Origin of the sequence: Providencia sp. wls1916 (genome assembly GCF_009706585.1) — a bacterium.
Lineage (GTDB): Bacteria > Pseudomonadota > Gammaproteobacteria > Enterobacterales > Enterobacteriaceae > Providencia > Providencia lanzhouensis.
The window spans coordinates 21,777-37,311 of the sequence record NZ_WLUL01000011.1 but is presented as its reverse complement, the minus strand read 5'-3'; the positions used below and the strand labels follow the sequence as shown (position 1 = coordinate 37,311).

The window sequence follows — 15,535 nt, the reverse complement described above, 5'->3', positions numbered from 1 at the left end:
TTCCTATTTTATTAGTTAATCATAATGGGTTATTCATAAGTGAAAGCTTGCAATGACTACTTTGTAATAAAAAAGGGAGCCGAAGCTCCCTTTATTCAATCACATTAATGCCAGATGCCCCGAAAAGCGTTATTTACCTTCCGGTGTCTCTTTCTTCTCATGCAGCATCATCAGCGATTGCTCGACACTGCGCTCAATAATAGCTCTACGCTGATCATTCTCAGGTAACAGCTTTAACATCATCTGCCAAGCCGAAATTGCTTCGGGATAACGCCCTTGTTCGAACGCATTAAACGCAAATATACTGAGCGCTTTAACGTTAGTTCGGTTCTTCGCAATCAGCTTTTTGAGTAGCTCATTACCTTCTTGGTTATCACTTGGGTCTGACGAACGGGTTAATACTTCCGCATAGCCTAATGCGACCGCATCATCGTCAGGGGATAAGCGGTAAGCACGACCATAAGCATCGGTTGCCATGGTGGCGTTCCCTAATACCATCCCAATGCGACCAAGCATCACCCAGCCATCAATATTCTGTGGATCCTCTTGAAGGCGAGTACGTAAACCTAAAGCCAAGTTCTCCATCTCTTCATTATTCAGTGGAAGCTCATTGGCATTCAGCGCTCTATCTAACAATGCTGGCGCTTGCTGATAAGCCACATTCCAATCTTTCACTTTGCTGTAGCTACCCACTTCATAATACGCAGCACCTGCGACACCCAACGCTATCACAATGCCAGGAACATACACCCAAGCACTCACACGGCTCGCTTCAGGCAACGGCTCGTCATCATCGTTTTGAGCGACTTGGCTGGCTCTGACACGTTTTTTAGAACGGGCGTAAATCAACCATCCCCCAACGGCGATAGCCACAAATGGCATCCCCCATAACATTACGGTCAGCGGCGTTAATGGCGGGTTATACGTCACGAAATAACCATATCTCGCCACCATATAATCGACGATTTCATCGCGGCTTTTTCCCTCTTGCATCAGCTCATACACTTTCTGGCGCAAATCGAGAGCGATCATCGAGTTGGAATCAGCAATACTGTTGTTTTGGCATTTCGGGCAACGTAACTCTTCCGTTAATTTACGAAATTGCTGCTCTTGCTGTTCATTTTCGAACGTGAAAACTTCCGTGGAAGCCAAGCTTACACCTGCACTGAGCGCCCACATCATCAAGGCAATCACATATTTCATTGATTGGCCTCCTTGCTATAACGATCCCACAGCGGCTTCAGCTCGTTTTGCCAAACTCGCTCATCAACCGCACCGGCGTGGCGATAACGAATAATCCCTTGCCCATCAATTAAGAAGGTTTCAGGCGCGCCATACACACCGAGATCAAGTCCCAGCATGCCTTGTCCATCGAATAAACTTAATGCGTATGGATTACCCAATTCGCGGAGCCAGCCGATCGCTTTTTGGCGATCATCTTTATAGTTCATTCCCACAACGCGGATCCCTTGCGATGCTAACTGATTCAAATATTGGTGCTCAGCACGGCAAGTCGGGCACCATGTCGCCCAGACATTCAATAAAATTGGCTGCCCTTGGATCAGTACCTTGGTGTCATATTCCTGCCCCGGATTTTCCAAGGATTCCAAACGGAAAACAGGCACTGGCTTACCAATCAAGGCAGACTCTAGCAAGCGGGGATCATCCCCTTCCGCATTACGTACCAATTGCCATAACAGCACGGCAGCAATCACCGCAAAGATAACAAAAGGAATTAAAAAGACTTTGCGATTCATACAGCTTCCCCTTGTAGCTTGCGACGACGATAACGCGAATCAAACAAGCAGCATAACGCGCCTACTGCCATAAATACGCCACCCGCCCATATCCAGCGGACAAACGGTTTATAGTACAAACGCAGTGTCCACACATTTGGGGAGATCTCCTCACCCAGAGCCGCGTATAAATCACGGGTGATCCCGCCATCAATAGCGGCTTCTGTCATCACTGCACGGCTGGTGCTATAAAAACGTTTTTCTGGATGCAACGTGGTGAGCACCTTGTCATTCTCTTTCACCGTGATAGTACCAATCACCCCTTGATAGTTTGGACCATCCGCTTCATGTACCCCATTAAATACAAAGGTATATCCACGAATAGCAATGCTATCATCCGGCTTCATTTTCACATCACGTTCAATACTGTAATTCTGGCTAAAGGCGATCCCCACGATAGTCACCGCCAAACCAAGGTGAGCCAGTACCATTCCCCAATAGCTTGAGGTCAGTTTGATTTTTTTACTGATGCGCACCTTCATTTCAGCGAAGGCCAAAATAACAATCCAGCACGCCATCATTAAGCCCAGCACTGTCAGCGCTTCAACTCGGTCTTGCATTAGCCAAGGCAGCAAGAAAGAGAGAATGAGTGTCAGCACTAACGCCATCAGCAGCAATTTGCGGATAGCCGCAGGACGATCACGTCCCCAGCGCACTAGCGGTCCAATACCTAGTAACAGCGCAAAAGGTACCATCAAGGCGATAAACATAGTGTTGAAGAACGGCTCACCAATCGAAATCGTTCCCAAACCAATTTGTTTATGGATAAGCGGCAGCAATGTGCCTAACAACACCACCAACATGGCGGCTGTCAAAATCACGTTATTCCCTAATAGCAGGGATTCACGGGACCATAATGCGTTATTCACCTTAGAACGTACTTTATGGCCACGTATCGCAAAGACAAGCAGCGAGCCGCCGATCACCAATACCATAAAAGCAAGAATAAATAGCCCTCGAGCGGGGTCAGAAGCAAAGGCGTGCACCGAAACCAATACGCCTGAACGGACTAAGAATGTACCCAATAAGCACAATGAGAAGGCAAATATCGACAATAATAGCGACCATGCTTTGAAGGTGGCGCGCTGCTCAGTGACTGATAATGAGTGGATTAAGGCAGTTCCCACTAACCACGGCATAAAGGAGGCATTTTCTACCGGATCCCAGAACCACCAGCCCCCCAGCCTAATTCGTAGTATGCCCACGCCGACCCTAACATAATTCCCAGTGTTAAGAAGAACCATGCTGCTAGCGTCCAAGGGCGTGCAAAACGGGTAAAGGAGCTATCTAAGCGCCCACTGAGTAATGCAGCGATGGCGAAGGCGAAGGCCACCGAGAAGCCCACATAGCCCATGTACAGTAATGGCGGGTGGAAAATCAGTCCTGGGTCTTGCAGCAGTGGGTTTAAGTCACGACCTTCAATCGGGAAGGAGGGCAAGGTGCGAGAGAATGGGTTTGAGGTAAAAATGATAAACAGCAAAAAACCGACGCTCACCATACCCATTACCGCGAGCACTCGCGCCACAATATCCAGAGGCATACGATAACTAAATAACGCCACCGCAAATGTCCAGCCGCTCATGAGCAGTACCCACAGCAATAGAGACCCTTCATGAGCGCCCCATGTTGCCGCCACACGGTACCAAATCGGTAATTGCGTGTTGGAGTTATTTGCCACGTAAGTGACGGAGAAATCATTTACCACAAAGGCATTAATTAAGACTAAAAATGCCCCTGCAATAAACAGGAAAAGCAGCCAAGCTAGTGGTCTAGATGCCGCCATCAGGCGGGCATCATTACGTGCCACACCCCACAGAGGATAAAAAGAGAGTAATACAGAGACCCCTAATGCTAAACACAGAAGGATATTACCAATCTCAGGGATCATGATGCATTGTCCTTATACATTGCAGCAGGACGTTTATGGTTTTCTTGCATCGCTTGCTCAATTTCTGGTGGCGTGTAGTTTTCATCATGTTTGGCTAACACTTCTTTCGCCATCACATGGTTATTTGGTTCTAATTCCCCTTGCACCACCACACCCTGCCCCTCTTTGAATAAATCAGGCAAGATACCGTCATAGCTCACGTCAATTTCGGCTTCCGCATCATAAACGGTAAAAGTCACTTTCAGCGAGTCTGGGTCGCGCACAACGGAGCCAGGCATCACCATGCCACCCACGCGTAAACGCTGCCCGACTTCAGGTACTTTTTGCGTTTCTCGCTTCCCGTAAATCACTTCACCGGGGGTATAAAACAGGTCGATACTGGAACTTAAGGCGTATAGCACCAATGAAAAAGTCAGCCCAACACCTAAAATAATGGATGAAACCAACCACAGTCGGTTACGGCGACGAATATTCACATCCCCTCCCTGCGCGCTCTAGCGGCTTTTTGTCTTGCTTCTCGCGCTTGTTGCTGAACAATCGCGCTAAAAATCATTTTTCGTTGAATATAGGTATGGATACACAATGCTGCTAATGGCAAAAGGGTTAGCGCAACCGCTAACCAAACATAAAATCCATATCCACCCATGGCGATGAAGTCACTCCAAGAGGCAAATGCACTATTCATTATGATTTCCTCTCATGGCTATTTTCTCGCTTAGTCATCAGTTCCAGTACCCAAGGTCGGTTACGCTCTAACATTAACAGTTGGTTACGCAGACGAATTAGTGTCAACGAAATAAACAGGAATAAATACCCCAAAATAGCTAAACGTAATGGTGTACGCATCGCTGGGTTAATGCTTTCTTGCATACGTGTTGATGGTTGATGCAGAGTTTGCCACCACTCAACTGAGTAGTGAATAATCGGCAAATTGATCACCCCAATTAACACTAAAATGGCAGCCGCTTTTCCTGCTGTACGGCGGTCATCAAATGCGTGCCACAGGGCAATGATCCCAACATATAAGAATAACAGGATCAATTCAGATGTCAGGCGCGCATCCCATACCCACCAAGCTCCCCACATTGGTTTACCCCATGTGGCGCCGGTGACAAGCGCGATAAAGGTGAATACAGCGCCGACGGGTGCCATTGCAGCAATAGCTAACTCAGAAATTTTCATCTGCCACACAAGACCGATGAACGCCGTGATAGCCATAGTGGCATAAATCCCCATCGACCACATGGCCGCGGGGACGTGAATATAAATGATCCGGTAGCTATCACTCTGTGTTTTATCGGTTGGTGCAAAACCAAAGCCCCAAACCCAGCCCACCGCCAGAAAGATCACACTTAACACAATGAACCATGGAGCCAGTCGCCCACATATTCTATATAAGTTCATTGGAATTGCTAATTGGTGAAGCTTTTTCCACATAGTTAATAGCCCCGATTTATCTCACAAAATGCTGTGCATTAATAATAGCTACAATACACAAAAACCACGTAATTTTATTGATTTATCACAAATACAACTTAGGCTAGCTGACTCAATTAGCCAGCTAGCCTATTTCTTAGAAGCCTGGTTCCACTTCTCGCATATCTGGTAACTTATGCGCAATACCTTTATGGCAATCAATACAGGTTTTTCCGTCTTTTAACGCTTGGTCATGCATTTTTGCAGCGACACTTTTTTGAGCGGTAAAATCCATATAGTCGAAGTTGTGGCAGTTACGACACTCTTGGGAGTTATTATCCTTCATCCGCCGCCACTCGTTCTGCGCCATTTCTAGACGATGAGCTTCAAATTTTTGTGGTGTATCAATCACGCCAAAAATCTTACCGTATAACTCTTTACTGGCTTTGATTTTTCTCACCATTTTTGGCACAAACTCATGAGGTACGTGGCAATCAGGGCATGTCGCTCTCACCCCACTACGGTTAGTATAGTGAATGGTATCCATATACTCTTCGTAGACGTTTTCACGCATTTCATGGCAGCTAATACAGAACTCTTCCGTGTTCGCTTTTTCCATTCCGGTATTGAAACCGCCCCAGAAAATAACACCGCCAACGAAACCGATAATCAACAACGTTCCCAACGCTAAACGGCTTGGGCGCCACCACCACTGCCAAACTCGGCGAATGATCCCCGGTTTATCACTTTTATTAGTCATATCCGCCCCTTATTTCCCGAAGCCTTTAGATGGGGTAAAGGTATTATCGATAATCGGCGCAGTATCAGATTGAGGAACATGACACTGTAAGCAGAAATAACGATTTGGTGCCACTTCACCTAATACTTTACCAGTTGCATCCATAAAGTGTGTTGGGCTAATACGTGGTGCGCCAGTGGTACGATAATTTTCCACACCATGGCACTGCAAACAACGGTTTGTGTTCGTGGTAATTTGGTACCCTTCAACACTGTGAGGGATCATCGGTGGCTGGTTAACGTAGTTCAGTGCCATTTTTTCCTGCTCTTTAGGAATATGAATGCCACTTTCTGGTGTGCCTGACACTTCTGGTGATTGAGCCAGATCGACGCCATTCGCCGACCATGCAAAACTGCTCACGACAACGGCCATACCCGCTATCCAACGGCTTAAAGTTCTTTTCAGGACAGGGTTTTTCATGATTTAGCTCCCGAACTCCATTTTAGTGTTATTTTAAAAACGTCCTCAGAACAGACATCAATACAGCGACCACACGTCGTGCAATCTTTCGCCGTGATCTGTGCTGGGGCTTGTTTATCAAGAACCGGAACGCGCAAAACTTGCGGCTCAGGACAAACGTGGAAACAATCCATACAGCGATTACACTGCTCTTTTTTATGGGCGGTCACGACTAAAGCCCCTTTACACCCCGCGACACCATACAGTGCGCCGAGTGGGCATAAGTGACCACACCAACCATGTTCCACGACCAATAAATCGAATAAAAAAAGTGCAACTAAAACTAAAGCGCCGCTACCAAAACCAAAAATCAAGCTACGTCCCATCAGAGAAACGGGGTTAATCCATTCCCAAAGCAACGTACCTGTTAATGCCGATCCCAACAAAATGACACCCAGCAAAACATAGCGGATGTAACGTGGGATCGTGGCGGATTGATTGAATTCGAATTTTCGACGTAGCCATGCCGCCGCATCCGTGACCGGATTAACAGGGCACACCCAACTACAGAAAACCCGTTTTCCTAACAGGGCATACACCCCCAAAACAATCCCGGCACCGATTAACGCGGAGATCCCCGGTAAGTAACCACTTGCTAAGCTTTCAAAAGTAATTAGCGGATCCGTCAATGGGATCGTATCCAGCAATAAGCTGCTACTGTAATTGCCATGTAAGATCCACACGCCTAACCATGGACCACTCAAAAACATGGCTAACACTAACAACTGACTGGTACGTCTTAATACCAACCATTTATGGCTTCCCCACCACCCTTTTTTCGCCAGAGCCTCACGTCCGGCATCGTGCTTACGATTTGCCATTGTTTCCCTCCAGCCAACCAAAACGGTAATGGTGACCTAATTCCCCCTTCGCCAGCGAACGTGGCAATACTTTAATTGCTGATTCCTCAAGCACACACGCTTGTTCGCATTTACCGCACCCCGTACAGTAATTACTGTTCACAGTCGGCAAGAAACGCGCGTGTTTACCGGTTCGATGGTTTTGTTCAAGTTCCAGTGTGATAGCTTCGTCAATCACAGGGCAAACTCGGTAGCACACATCGCATCGTAACCCTTGAAAGTTCAAGCAGTTCTCTTGGTCGAGTAACACTGCTAGCCCCATACGAGCATCATTGATAGAAGCAATATCCTTATCCAACGCACCACTTGGGCACACTTTGGCGCAAGGAATGTCTTCACACATTTCGCACGGGTTTTCGCGAGCAATAAAATACGGTGTACCCGCTGCCATGCCAGACGCCAACGTAGCAAGCTTCAACATGTCGTAAGGACACGCTTGCACACATTGACCACAGCGTACACAGGCACTTGCAAAGGCACTTTCGTCTAAGGCACCCGGCGGGCGAAGATGCACTCCGCTCGCTCGGGAGGTTTGTTGCTGAAGCCCCAGTACCACACCAACAGCCGCCAGTCCACCCGCTGCGCGAGCAACATCACGCAAAAAACGGCGGCGACTATTCTGGGAACTCGGTTTCTGGGACATACGCAATTACACCTTTTCCAATTTAACTGCACATTTCTTGTAATCCGTCTCTTTCGATAGCGGATCCGTTGCATCCAGAGTGAGGTTATTCACTAACTGAGATGCATCGAAGAATGCCATATAAATCAAACCTTTTGGTGGGCGGTTACGACCACGAGTTTCCACGGTTGAGAGCACTTCCCCACGGCGAGAAAGCACTTTCACTTTATCCCCACGGCGCAAGTCTTTCGCTTTTGCATCCAGCGGGTTCATAAACACCACGGACTCAGGGAATGCACGGTGCAACTCAGGCACGCGACGAGTCATACTGCCAGTATGCCAATGTTCAAGAACGCGTCCTGTGGATAACCATAAATCGTATTCAGCATCTGGCGCTTCTGCGGCTGGTTCAAATGGCAGTGCGAAAATCACCGCTTTACCATCTGGCTTGCCGTAGAATTGGAAACCTTGCCCAGCTTTTACGTAAGGGTCATTACCTTCGCTGTAGCGCCATTGGGTCTCTTTGCCATCCACAACTGGCCAGCGGATACCGCGAGCTTTGTGGTATGCATCGAAATCCGCTAAGTCATGACCATGACCACGACCGAAACTTGCGTACTCCTCAAACAGCCCTTTTTGCAGGTAGAAGCCGAGTTCACGAGATTCATCATTCAGCTGGTCAGCCGCCAGTTCTGTAATTGGGAATTTGGTCACTGATTCGTTAGCAAACAGAATGTCGTATAACGTTTTTCCGCGATATTCTGGTTTCTTCGCTAATAACTCTTCCGGCCAAACGTCTTCCGCTTTGAAGCGACGAGAGAACAGCACCATCTGCATTAAGTCAGATTTTGCTTCGCCCGGTGCTGGCACTTGTTGACGCCAGAATTGTGTACGACGCTCTGCGTTACCGTATGCTCCTTCTTTTTCTACCCACATCGCTGTCGGTAAAATCAGGTCAGCAGACAGTGCGCTGACAGTTGGGTATGGGTCTGAAACCACAATAAAGTTGCGTGGGTCGCGCCAACCTGGCATACGCTCTTCATTAATATTTGGACCCGCCTGCATATTGTTATTGCACATCACCCAATAGAAATTGAGCTTGCCATCTTTTAATGCGCGGTCTTGAGCAACAGCGTGTAATCCCACTTTTTCTGGGATAGTTCCCGCTGGTAATTTCCACACGTTTTCCACTTTTTCACGGTGTTTTTCGTTGGTGACCACCATGTCGGCTGGTAAACGGTGAGAGAACGTCCCCACTTCACGCGCAGTACCACAGGCTGACGGTTGACCTGTTAAGGAGAACGGTCCACAACCTGGTTGAGAAATTTTACCGGTCAATAAGTGCAGGTTGTATGCCAAGTTATTCGCCCAGACGCCACGCGTGTGCTGGTTGAAGCCCATTGTCCAGTAGGAAACGACTTTCACGTTAGGATCTGCATACAGCTTAGCTAGCGCTTCTAACTGATCTTTCGGAACACCCGTCATTTCAGCGGTTTTGTCGAGGGTATATTCCGCAACAAACGCTTTGTAATCTTCGAATGTCATTGGATCAGAGGCATCCGAACCTGGGTTTTTCGCCTTTTGCTCTAAAGGATGCGTTGGACGTAAACCATAACCAATATCAGTAACCCCACGACGTAAATTAACGTGTTTATCAAGGAAGTCCTGATTCACCGCATTGTTTTGAATAATGTAGTTAGCGATGTAGTTGAGGATCACTAAGTCTGATTGCGGCGTAAAGACAATGCCGTTATCCGCTAATTCGAAGCTACGGTGTTTAAATGTAGACAGTACAGCGACACGAACATCAGGGTTAGATAGACGACGGTTGGTGATACGCGACCATAAAATTGGGTGCATTTCCGCCATGTTCGAACCCCACAGCACGAAAGCATCCGCATGTTCGATATCATCGTAACAGCCCATCGGTTCATCCATACCAAAGGTACGCATAAAGCCTACAACCGCTGATGCCATACAGTGACGTGCATTTGGGTCTAAGTTATTTGAACGGAAGCCACCTTTAAATAGTTTGGATGCAGCATAACCTTCCCAAACCGTCCACTGACCGGAACCAAACATTCCGATACCTTCAGGACCTTTCTCTTTGAGGGTGGTTTTGACTTTCTCTTCCATCACATCAAAGGCTTTTTCCCATGTAATTGGGGTAAATTCACCGTTTTTATCGTACTCACCGTCTTTCATACGCAAAAGCGGTTGAGTTAAACGGTCTTTTCCGTACATGATTTTTGGTAGGAAATAGCCTTTGATGCAGTTCAGACCACGGTTTACAGGAGCTTCAGGGTCACCTTGGCTCGCAACGATACGTCCGTTTTGCGTTCCAACTAAAACCCCACAGCCTGTACCGCAGAAACGGCAAGGTGCTTTATCCCATTTAATGCTTTCTTGCTGACCAACCACTGCTTTCGCAATACTTGGTACGCCAACGCCTGCCGCCGCAGCAGCGGCCGCTATCGCATTGGCTTTCATAAAGCTACGACGACTGAGTTTCATACTTTTTCCTCACATTGCTCATCCTGCTGGTGATAAACCAGTGAAACATCCAATACACCATCGATATCACGGATAAAATCGATAGTATCTAAAAGCGTTTTGCTGTCTTCCCCTTCCACAACCACAATTAACTTGCCATTTTCAGGGGAGGAAATAGCCACTTCGCAGTTGGGTTCTTGATGTAATTCATCTGTCACAGCTGGAATGCGTTCACTTTTGACTTGAACAATCAAACTGCAAACTTGCCAGTTATTGTGCATCTTCATGCTCCATGGTAATGGCTGATACAGGACATCCTGCGACACATGCGCCACAACCTGTACAACCCTGCATATCAATGTTTGGCTGGTAAATACCGGCCAGTGATGGACGAAAGGCGATCACTTGAGGCTCACAACTGTCTTCACAACGACGACATTCAATCGATTTGTACGCCAGACAGTGTTGCCCAATGGCAATCTTGATATTCCAAGGCTGGGTATTTTGAGGAAGGAATATAGGCTCAGGACAGGCCTCTGCACATGCATAACAGAATGTGCATTCACCACGCTGAAAATCGACCATGGGATAGCCACCAGGACCCGGTTGCAAAATTGCCGTTTCACAACTCTTGATACACTGGTTACAACGAGTGCACTGTTCAATAAAACGTGCTTCGCTACCACTCCATGGTGGTCGAATTACGGGTGCAGCATTACGCCAAGCCCCCGTTAAAACTCCCCTACGGGTGATATCAACCATGTTTATTTCCTTTACATTGCCCAACCAAAAACTGCTAAAAGAGACTGATAAACCGTACTTTTTATATGATTATTTATTGTGAATATTAATTAGCTAACTATCAAAAATACATACTACCTAGTAGGTAAACTAACTTTTGGCGTTATTATGAAGAAAATAGTCATTCTTTGACGTTTCACATCGAAGACACTGTACAAATATCGAGAAAGGCAGATTTGAGGTCGTTTTATAATTATTCATTAACATTTAATAAATATGATTTGCGAATTTAAACCTTATTTTTAATAGTCAAATTTATAATTAATGAAAACATATACCACTAAAGTAGTATATCATGAGCACTTTTACAAAAAACTATATTTACTTTTTTTGATTTTACGCACGTTTTAATTCAAAAATTAACCAACTTATTAATCCATTGTATTAGTAAAAATATAATTAATTATAAATATCAGCATGATAATGAAAAACTCAAAGTGTAAATAACAATCATTATTATTTAATGATTTAATCCATACTCTGCGTTAAAAAATAAAATTTAATATTTTTTTATTTATTCAATTTTCTCCATTTTTATTATTTTTCATCGATTAAAAAGTAAACTCATTTTAATTATTGATCAAAGACAATATTTTTTGTGTGGTTTTTTGCTAATTATATAAGTTGGCAATTGTCTGATAGCAATAGTGCGATTGTTATCAAATATAAAAATAAATACAGCTAATGGGATGGCTGGCTTAAAAACACTCGAGGCCCTTATGGCAAAGATAAGAAATAATGCACTGTACCTACTGAGTGTGCTTGCAGGGATATTTCTATTTACCTCTGTACAGGCACAAACTCCAACAAAAGATTCCACATCAACCATCAACGCTCGAAACGAAACGTTTGAAGCGGCACACCCTGATCAATACCATTCATGGCGAGCAACTTCAGAACAATCACAACGAGAAGATGCACTGGCTGAAGATCCTCGCCTCGTCATCTTATGGGCAGGTTATCCTTTCTCTCGTGACTACAATAAACCTCGTGGTCACGCCTATGCGATTATCGATGTTCGTGAAACACTGCGGACTGGCGCGCCAAAAAATGCTGAAGATGGTCCTCTTCCTATGGCATGTTGGAGCTGTAAAAGCCCTGACGTTGCTCGATTAATTCAGGAACATGGGGAAGATGGCTACTTCAAAGGCAAATGGGCAAAAGGAGGCCCTGAAGTCGTCAACGTATTGGGCTGTGCAGATTGCCACAAAACAGACTCACCTGAGTTTGTCAAAGGTAAGCCTGAACTCACTCTTTCTCGCCCATACGCAGAACGTGCCATGGAAGCTATCGGTAAACCATTCGATAAAGCGAGCCGCTTCGACCAACAATCTATGGTATGCGGTCAATGCCACGTTGAATACTATTTCTCTGGCGAAACTAAAGCCGTGAAATTCCCTTGGGATAACGGCACCAAAGTCGAAGACATGGAAGTGTACTACGACAACATTGCCTTCTCTGATTGGACAAACTCCCTGTCTAAAGCCCCAATGCTCAAAGCCCAACACCCTGAGTATGAAACTTGGAGCGCAGGTATCCACGGCAAAAACAATGTGACCTGTATTGACTGCCACATGCCAAAACTGCAAAACGAAAAAGGGGAACTGTATACCAGCCATAAAATCGGTAATCCATTCGATAACTTTGAACAAACCTGTAGTAGCTGTCATACCCAAAGCAAAGAGCAACTTCAGAGTATCGTTGCTGAGCGTAAAAAAGCTATCCAAGAGATGAAAATCAAAGTGGAAGATCAGTTAGTACGCGCTCACTTTGAAGCTAAAGCAGCTTGGGATGCAGGCGCAACCGATGCTGAAATGAAAGATATCCTTGCTGATATCCGTCATGCGCAGTGGCGTTGGGATTTAGCTATCGCGTCACACGGTATCCACATGCATGCACCAGATGAAGGGTTACGTATGCTTGGTGGGGCAATGGATAAAGCCGCAGATGCCCGAGCCAAACTGGCGCGTTTACTGGGTTCAAAAGGCATTACTCATGAAATCGCGATCCCAGATATCTCCACCAAAGATAAAGCGCAACAAGCCATCGGCTTGGATATGCAGAAAATTAATGCCGAAAAACAAGAGTTTTTAAAGACTGTGGTACCTGAATGGGATGCACAAGCTCGTAAAAACGACCTGTTAGCCAAATAACCACTCACCCCAGTTCGCTGGGGTGCGATAACCAATGGAGTGAATATGAGCGTACTACGTTCGTTATTAACTGCTGGGGTGCTGGCGTCAGGCTTGTTATGGGCGATATCCGCGTCGGCAACACCACAAATGGCTGAAGAAGCTAACAAAGACGGTCGTTGGCAAGTTACGCAGCAGCGTAATCCAGACAATGCTTGCCTTGATTGCCATAAACCCGATAAAGAAGGGATGCATGGCACTCATGCTGAGGTCATTAACCCGAATAATAATTTGCCGGTAACGTGCACCAATTGTCACGGCAAACCGGGTCCCAATCACCGTGAAGGCGTCAAAGACGTCATGCGGTTTAATGATCCAATGTACAGCGTGGAACAACAAAATAGCGTCTGTTTATCTTGCCACTTACCTGAACAACTGCAAAAAGCGTTTTGGCCCCACGATGTTCACGTGACCAAAGTGGCTTGCGCGAGTTGTCATGACCTCCATCCTAAGCAAGACACCATGAAAGTGCTGAACGATAAAGGTAAGGTCAAAATCTGCGTGGATTGTCACTCAGATCAGCGAGATAACCCGAACTTTAACCCCGCTGCGGTGAATGTTCTTAAGGAGCAGCCATGAGTTGTTCTCGTCGTCAATTCATAATCTATTCAGGCGCACTGGCGGCGGTAGGCGGTGTGGCGGGGCATTCTCTCGCCAATACCATGAAAGTTGACGGGGTGCGATATGGCATGATCCACGATGAAACACTGTGTATCGGCTGTACCGCCTGTATGGATGCATGTCGGGAAGTCAACCAAGTTCCAGAAGGCGTATCACGCCTAACGATTATTCGTAGTGAACCCATCGGCCAATTTCCTGACGTCAAATATAGGTTCTTCCGCCACTCTTGCCAACATTGCGAACATGCCCCTTGTGTCGATGTCTGTCCTACAGGGGCTTCATTCATCGATAAAACCACGGGGATTGTGGACGTAAACCCTGACCTATGTGTTGGTTGTCAATACTGTATTGCCGCCTGCCCTTACCGCGTCAGATTTATTCATCCCATCAGCAAAACCGCCGATAAATGCGATTTTTGCCGTAAAACCAATCTCAAAAAAGGGAAGCAACCAGCTTGTGTCGAAGCCTGCCCAACCAAAGCGTTGGTGTTTGGTAATTTAGATGATCCAAACAGTGCGGTATCACTAATGCTCCATGAAAAACCGACCTATCGATTCAAAATTGCACTGGGAACGAAACCCAAAATGTACCGAGTTCCCTTTAAATATGGGGAGGTTAGCCAATGACAACCACTTCAGCTTTTCATTTTGAGTCGTTAGTCTGGGACTGGCCTATCGCCGTTTACCTGTTTTTGATTGGTATCTCTGCGGGGTTAGTGGTTCTGGCAGTATTGATGCGCCAATATGTACCCAATGCTGCCACCAGCAATAGTACTATCATGCGTACAACGCTAATTTTAGCGCCGACCACCATTATTCTTGGTCTACTGATCCTCATTTTCCACTTAACCCGTCCATGGACGTTCTGGAAATTGATGTTTCACTACAGCCCAACTTCTGTGATGTCCATGGGGGTAATGCTGTTCCAAGTTTACATGGCGGTGTTAGTGGTTTGGCTGGCTAAAATTTATGAGCAAGAACTCGTTGGGCTACAACAAAAATGGCTACCTAAGCTAACGATAGTGCCTCGCGTTTTAGGCTGGCTAAGTCGCATCATGCGCGGGTTAGATATTGCTATGCTAGTCTTAGCCGTATTACTGGGCGCTTATACGGGATTCTTGTTATCAGCCCTCAAATCCTATCCGTTCTTAAACAACCCAATATTACCGGCTCTATTTCTCTTTTCGGGAATTTCGTCGGGACTGGCGGTGAGTTTACTGGCAATTGCCCTACGCTATCGCAAGAATGTTCATAACCCTGAAACGGTCTTTTTACACCGCGTAGAAAGCTTCGTTGTCTGGTTAGAGATATTTTTGCTAGCGGCCTTCTTTGTGGGGCTAGCGCTCGGTGATGATGGCAAACTGCGTTCATTAATTGCGGCATTAGGCGGAGGTTTCTGGACGTGGTGGTTCTGGCTTGGCGTCGTGGGGATTGGTTTTGTTATTCCCCTCCTGTTGAAAAAATGGCAACAACAAGGTAGCCAAGCTTTTCGGGTTATTGTGGTCAGTGGCGCAAGCTTAATTGGCGTGTTTTTCCTGCGTTTTTTCGTCCTGTACGCAGGGCAACTGACAGTCGCATAACCGACTTAA

Annotated in this window: 16 protein-coding genes and 1 pseudogene; 4 read left to right on the top strand and 13 right to left on the bottom strand. The window is 46.2% G+C overall.

Annotated features, from left to right (window positions below; translation table 11 throughout):
• Window positions 1-129 precede the first annotated feature (129 nt).
• The 13 genes and pseudogenes from GKR61_RS06975 to napF form a co-directional block, all read right to left on the bottom strand.
• Window positions 130-1,203, bottom strand: a complete 1,074-nt coding sequence (locus tag GKR61_RS06975; RefSeq protein WP_036952087.1) for a cytochrome c-type biogenesis protein CcmH — start codon at window positions 1,201-1,203, stop codon at window positions 130-132.
• Window positions 1,200-1,757, bottom strand: coding sequence for a thiol:disulfide interchange protein DsbE (gene dsbE / locus GKR61_RS06970; RefSeq protein WP_154639689.1), 558 nt, complete (start codon window positions 1,755-1,757; stop codon window positions 1,200-1,202). Before dsbE ends, GKR61_RS06975 begins: the two co-directional genes overlap by 4 nt.
• Window positions 1,754-3,684: pseudogene (locus GKR61_RS06965) on the bottom strand (heme lyase CcmF/NrfE family subunit). The gene dsbE and the pseudogene GKR61_RS06965 overlap by 4 nt, the downstream one beginning before the upstream one ends.
• A complete protein-coding gene (gene ccmE, locus GKR61_RS06960; RefSeq protein WP_036952093.1) occupies window positions 3,681-4,160 on the bottom strand; it encodes a cytochrome c maturation protein CcmE in 480 nt (159 codons plus the stop codon). Before ccmE ends, GKR61_RS06965 begins: the two are co-directional and overlap by 4 nt.
• Complete coding sequence (ccmD, locus tag GKR61_RS06955) at window positions 4,157-4,369, bottom strand: heme exporter protein CcmD (RefSeq protein ID WP_036952095.1); 213 nt, start codon at window positions 4,367-4,369, stop codon at window positions 4,157-4,159. Before ccmD ends, ccmE begins: the two co-directional genes overlap by 4 nt.
• The gene (locus GKR61_RS06950; protein WP_036952096.1) at window positions 4,369-5,121 is read right to left on the bottom strand and encodes a heme ABC transporter permease; all 753 of its coding nucleotides are present in this window, start codon (window positions 5,119-5,121) and stop codon (window positions 4,369-4,371) included. Before GKR61_RS06950 ends, ccmD begins: the two co-directional genes overlap by 1 nt.
• 136 nt (window positions 5,122-5,257) lie before the next feature.
• Window positions 5,258-5,860 carry a cytochrome c-type protein NapC gene (gene napC / locus GKR61_RS06945; RefSeq protein WP_036952097.1) on the bottom strand — a complete coding sequence of 201 codons (603 nt, stop codon included), beginning with the start codon at window positions 5,858-5,860 and terminating at the stop codon, window positions 5,258-5,260.
• Window positions 5,861-5,869: 9 nt separating this feature from the next.
• Window positions 5,870-6,319: a nitrate reductase cytochrome c-type subunit gene (napB, locus tag GKR61_RS06940; protein ID WP_036952098.1), complete on the bottom strand. Its 450-nt coding sequence runs from the start codon at window positions 6,317-6,319 to the stop codon at window positions 5,870-5,872.
• Complete coding sequence (napH, locus tag GKR61_RS06935) at window positions 6,316-7,179, bottom strand: quinol dehydrogenase ferredoxin subunit NapH (RefSeq protein ID WP_154600059.1); 864 nt, start codon at window positions 7,177-7,179, stop codon at window positions 6,316-6,318. The genes napB and napH overlap by 4 nt, the downstream gene beginning before the upstream one ends.
• Entirely contained in the window at window positions 7,166-7,861 is a 696-nt protein-coding gene (napG, locus tag GKR61_RS06930; RefSeq protein WP_036952102.1) for a ferredoxin-type protein NapG, read from the bottom strand. The genes napH and napG overlap by 14 nt, the downstream gene beginning before the upstream one ends.
• A 6-nt stretch (window positions 7,862-7,867) precedes the next feature.
• Entirely contained in the window at window positions 7,868-10,354 is a 2,487-nt protein-coding gene (napA, locus tag GKR61_RS06925; protein ID WP_132496677.1) for a nitrate reductase catalytic subunit NapA, read from the bottom strand.
• Window positions 10,351-10,620, bottom strand: coding sequence for a chaperone NapD (gene napD / locus GKR61_RS06920; RefSeq protein ID WP_006660695.1), 270 nt, complete (start codon window positions 10,618-10,620; stop codon window positions 10,351-10,353). Before napD ends, napA begins: the two co-directional genes overlap by 4 nt.
• Window positions 10,604-11,095, bottom strand: coding sequence for a ferredoxin-type protein NapF (napF, locus tag GKR61_RS06915; protein ID WP_108478306.1), 492 nt, complete (start codon window positions 11,093-11,095; stop codon window positions 10,604-10,606). The genes napD and napF overlap by 17 nt, the downstream gene beginning before the upstream one ends.
• 758 nt (window positions 11,096-11,853) lie before the next feature.
• On the opposite strand from napF, the gene nrfA reads away from it, so the two are divergent.
• Genes nrfA through nrfD form a run of 4 tightly spaced genes read left to right on the top strand, consistent with a single transcriptional unit; the run spans window position 11,854 to window position 15,526 of the window.
• Window positions 11,854-13,287 (top strand): ammonia-forming nitrite reductase cytochrome c552 subunit, encoded by a 1,434-nt coding sequence (gene nrfA, locus GKR61_RS06910; RefSeq protein WP_154639688.1) that lies wholly within the window; start codon window positions 11,854-11,856, stop codon window positions 13,285-13,287.
• 45 nt (window positions 13,288-13,332) lie between these two features.
• Window positions 13,333-13,905, top strand: coding sequence for a cytochrome c nitrite reductase pentaheme subunit (nrfB, locus tag GKR61_RS06905; protein ID WP_036952108.1), 573 nt, complete (start codon window positions 13,333-13,335; stop codon window positions 13,903-13,905).
• Window positions 13,902-14,573, top strand: a complete 672-nt coding sequence (nrfC, locus tag GKR61_RS06900) for a cytochrome c nitrite reductase Fe-S protein (protein WP_108478307.1) — start codon at window positions 13,902-13,904, stop codon at window positions 14,571-14,573. The genes nrfB and nrfC overlap by 4 nt, the downstream gene beginning before the upstream one ends.
• On the top strand, window positions 14,570-15,526 hold the full coding sequence (gene nrfD, locus GKR61_RS06895) for a cytochrome c nitrite reductase subunit NrfD (RefSeq protein WP_036952110.1): 957 nt from the start codon (window positions 14,570-14,572) through the stop codon (window positions 15,524-15,526). Before nrfC ends, nrfD begins: the two co-directional genes overlap by 4 nt.
• Window positions 15,527-15,535 lie beyond the last annotated feature (9 nt).

Coding starts and splice junctions, on each gene's coding strand:
- GKR61_RS06975 (WP_036952087.1), bottom strand. CDS start 1,203: ATGAAATATGTGATTGCCTTGATGATGTGGGCGCTCAGTGCAGGTGTA.
- dsbE (WP_154639689.1), bottom strand. CDS start 1,757: ATGAATCGCAAAGTCTTTTTAATTCCTTTTGTTATCTTTGCGGTGATT.
- ccmD (WP_036952095.1), bottom strand. CDS start 4,369: ATGAATAGTGCATTTGCCTCTTGGAGTGACTTCATCGCCATGGGTGGA.
- GKR61_RS06950 (WP_036952096.1), bottom strand. CDS start 5,121: ATGTGGAAAAAGCTTCACCAATTAGCAATTCCAATGAACTTATATAGA.
- napC (WP_036952097.1), bottom strand. CDS start 5,860: ATGACTAATAAAAGTGATAAACCGGGGATCATTCGCCGAGTTTGGCAG.
- napB (WP_036952098.1), bottom strand. CDS start 6,319: ATGAAAAACCCTGTCCTGAAAAGAACTTTAAGCCGTTGGATAGCGGGT.
- napH (WP_154600059.1), bottom strand. CDS start 7,179: ATGGCAAATCGTAAGCACGATGCCGGACGTGAGGCTCTGGCGAAAAAA.
- napG (WP_036952102.1), bottom strand. CDS start 7,861: ATGTCCCAGAAACCGAGTTCCCAGAATAGTCGCCGCCGTTTTTTGCGT.
- napA (WP_132496677.1), bottom strand. CDS start 10,354: ATGAAACTCAGTCGTCGTAGCTTTATGAAAGCCAATGCGATAGCGGCC.
- napD (WP_006660695.1), bottom strand. CDS start 10,620: ATGAAGATGCACAATAACTGGCAAGTTTGCAGTTTGATTGTTCAAGTC.
- napF (WP_108478306.1), bottom strand. CDS start 11,095: ATGGTTGATATCACCCGTAGGGGAGTTTTAACGGGGGCTTGGCGTAAT.
- nrfA (WP_154639688.1), top strand. CDS start 11,854: ATGGCAAAGATAAGAAATAATGCACTGTACCTACTGAGTGTGCTTGCA.
- nrfB (WP_036952108.1), top strand. CDS start 13,333: ATGAGCGTACTACGTTCGTTATTAACTGCTGGGGTGCTGGCGTCAGGC.
- nrfC (WP_108478307.1), top strand. CDS start 13,902: ATGAGTTGTTCTCGTCGTCAATTCATAATCTATTCAGGCGCACTGGCG.
- nrfD (WP_036952110.1), top strand. CDS start 14,570: ATGACAACCACTTCAGCTTTTCATTTTGAGTCGTTAGTCTGGGACTGG.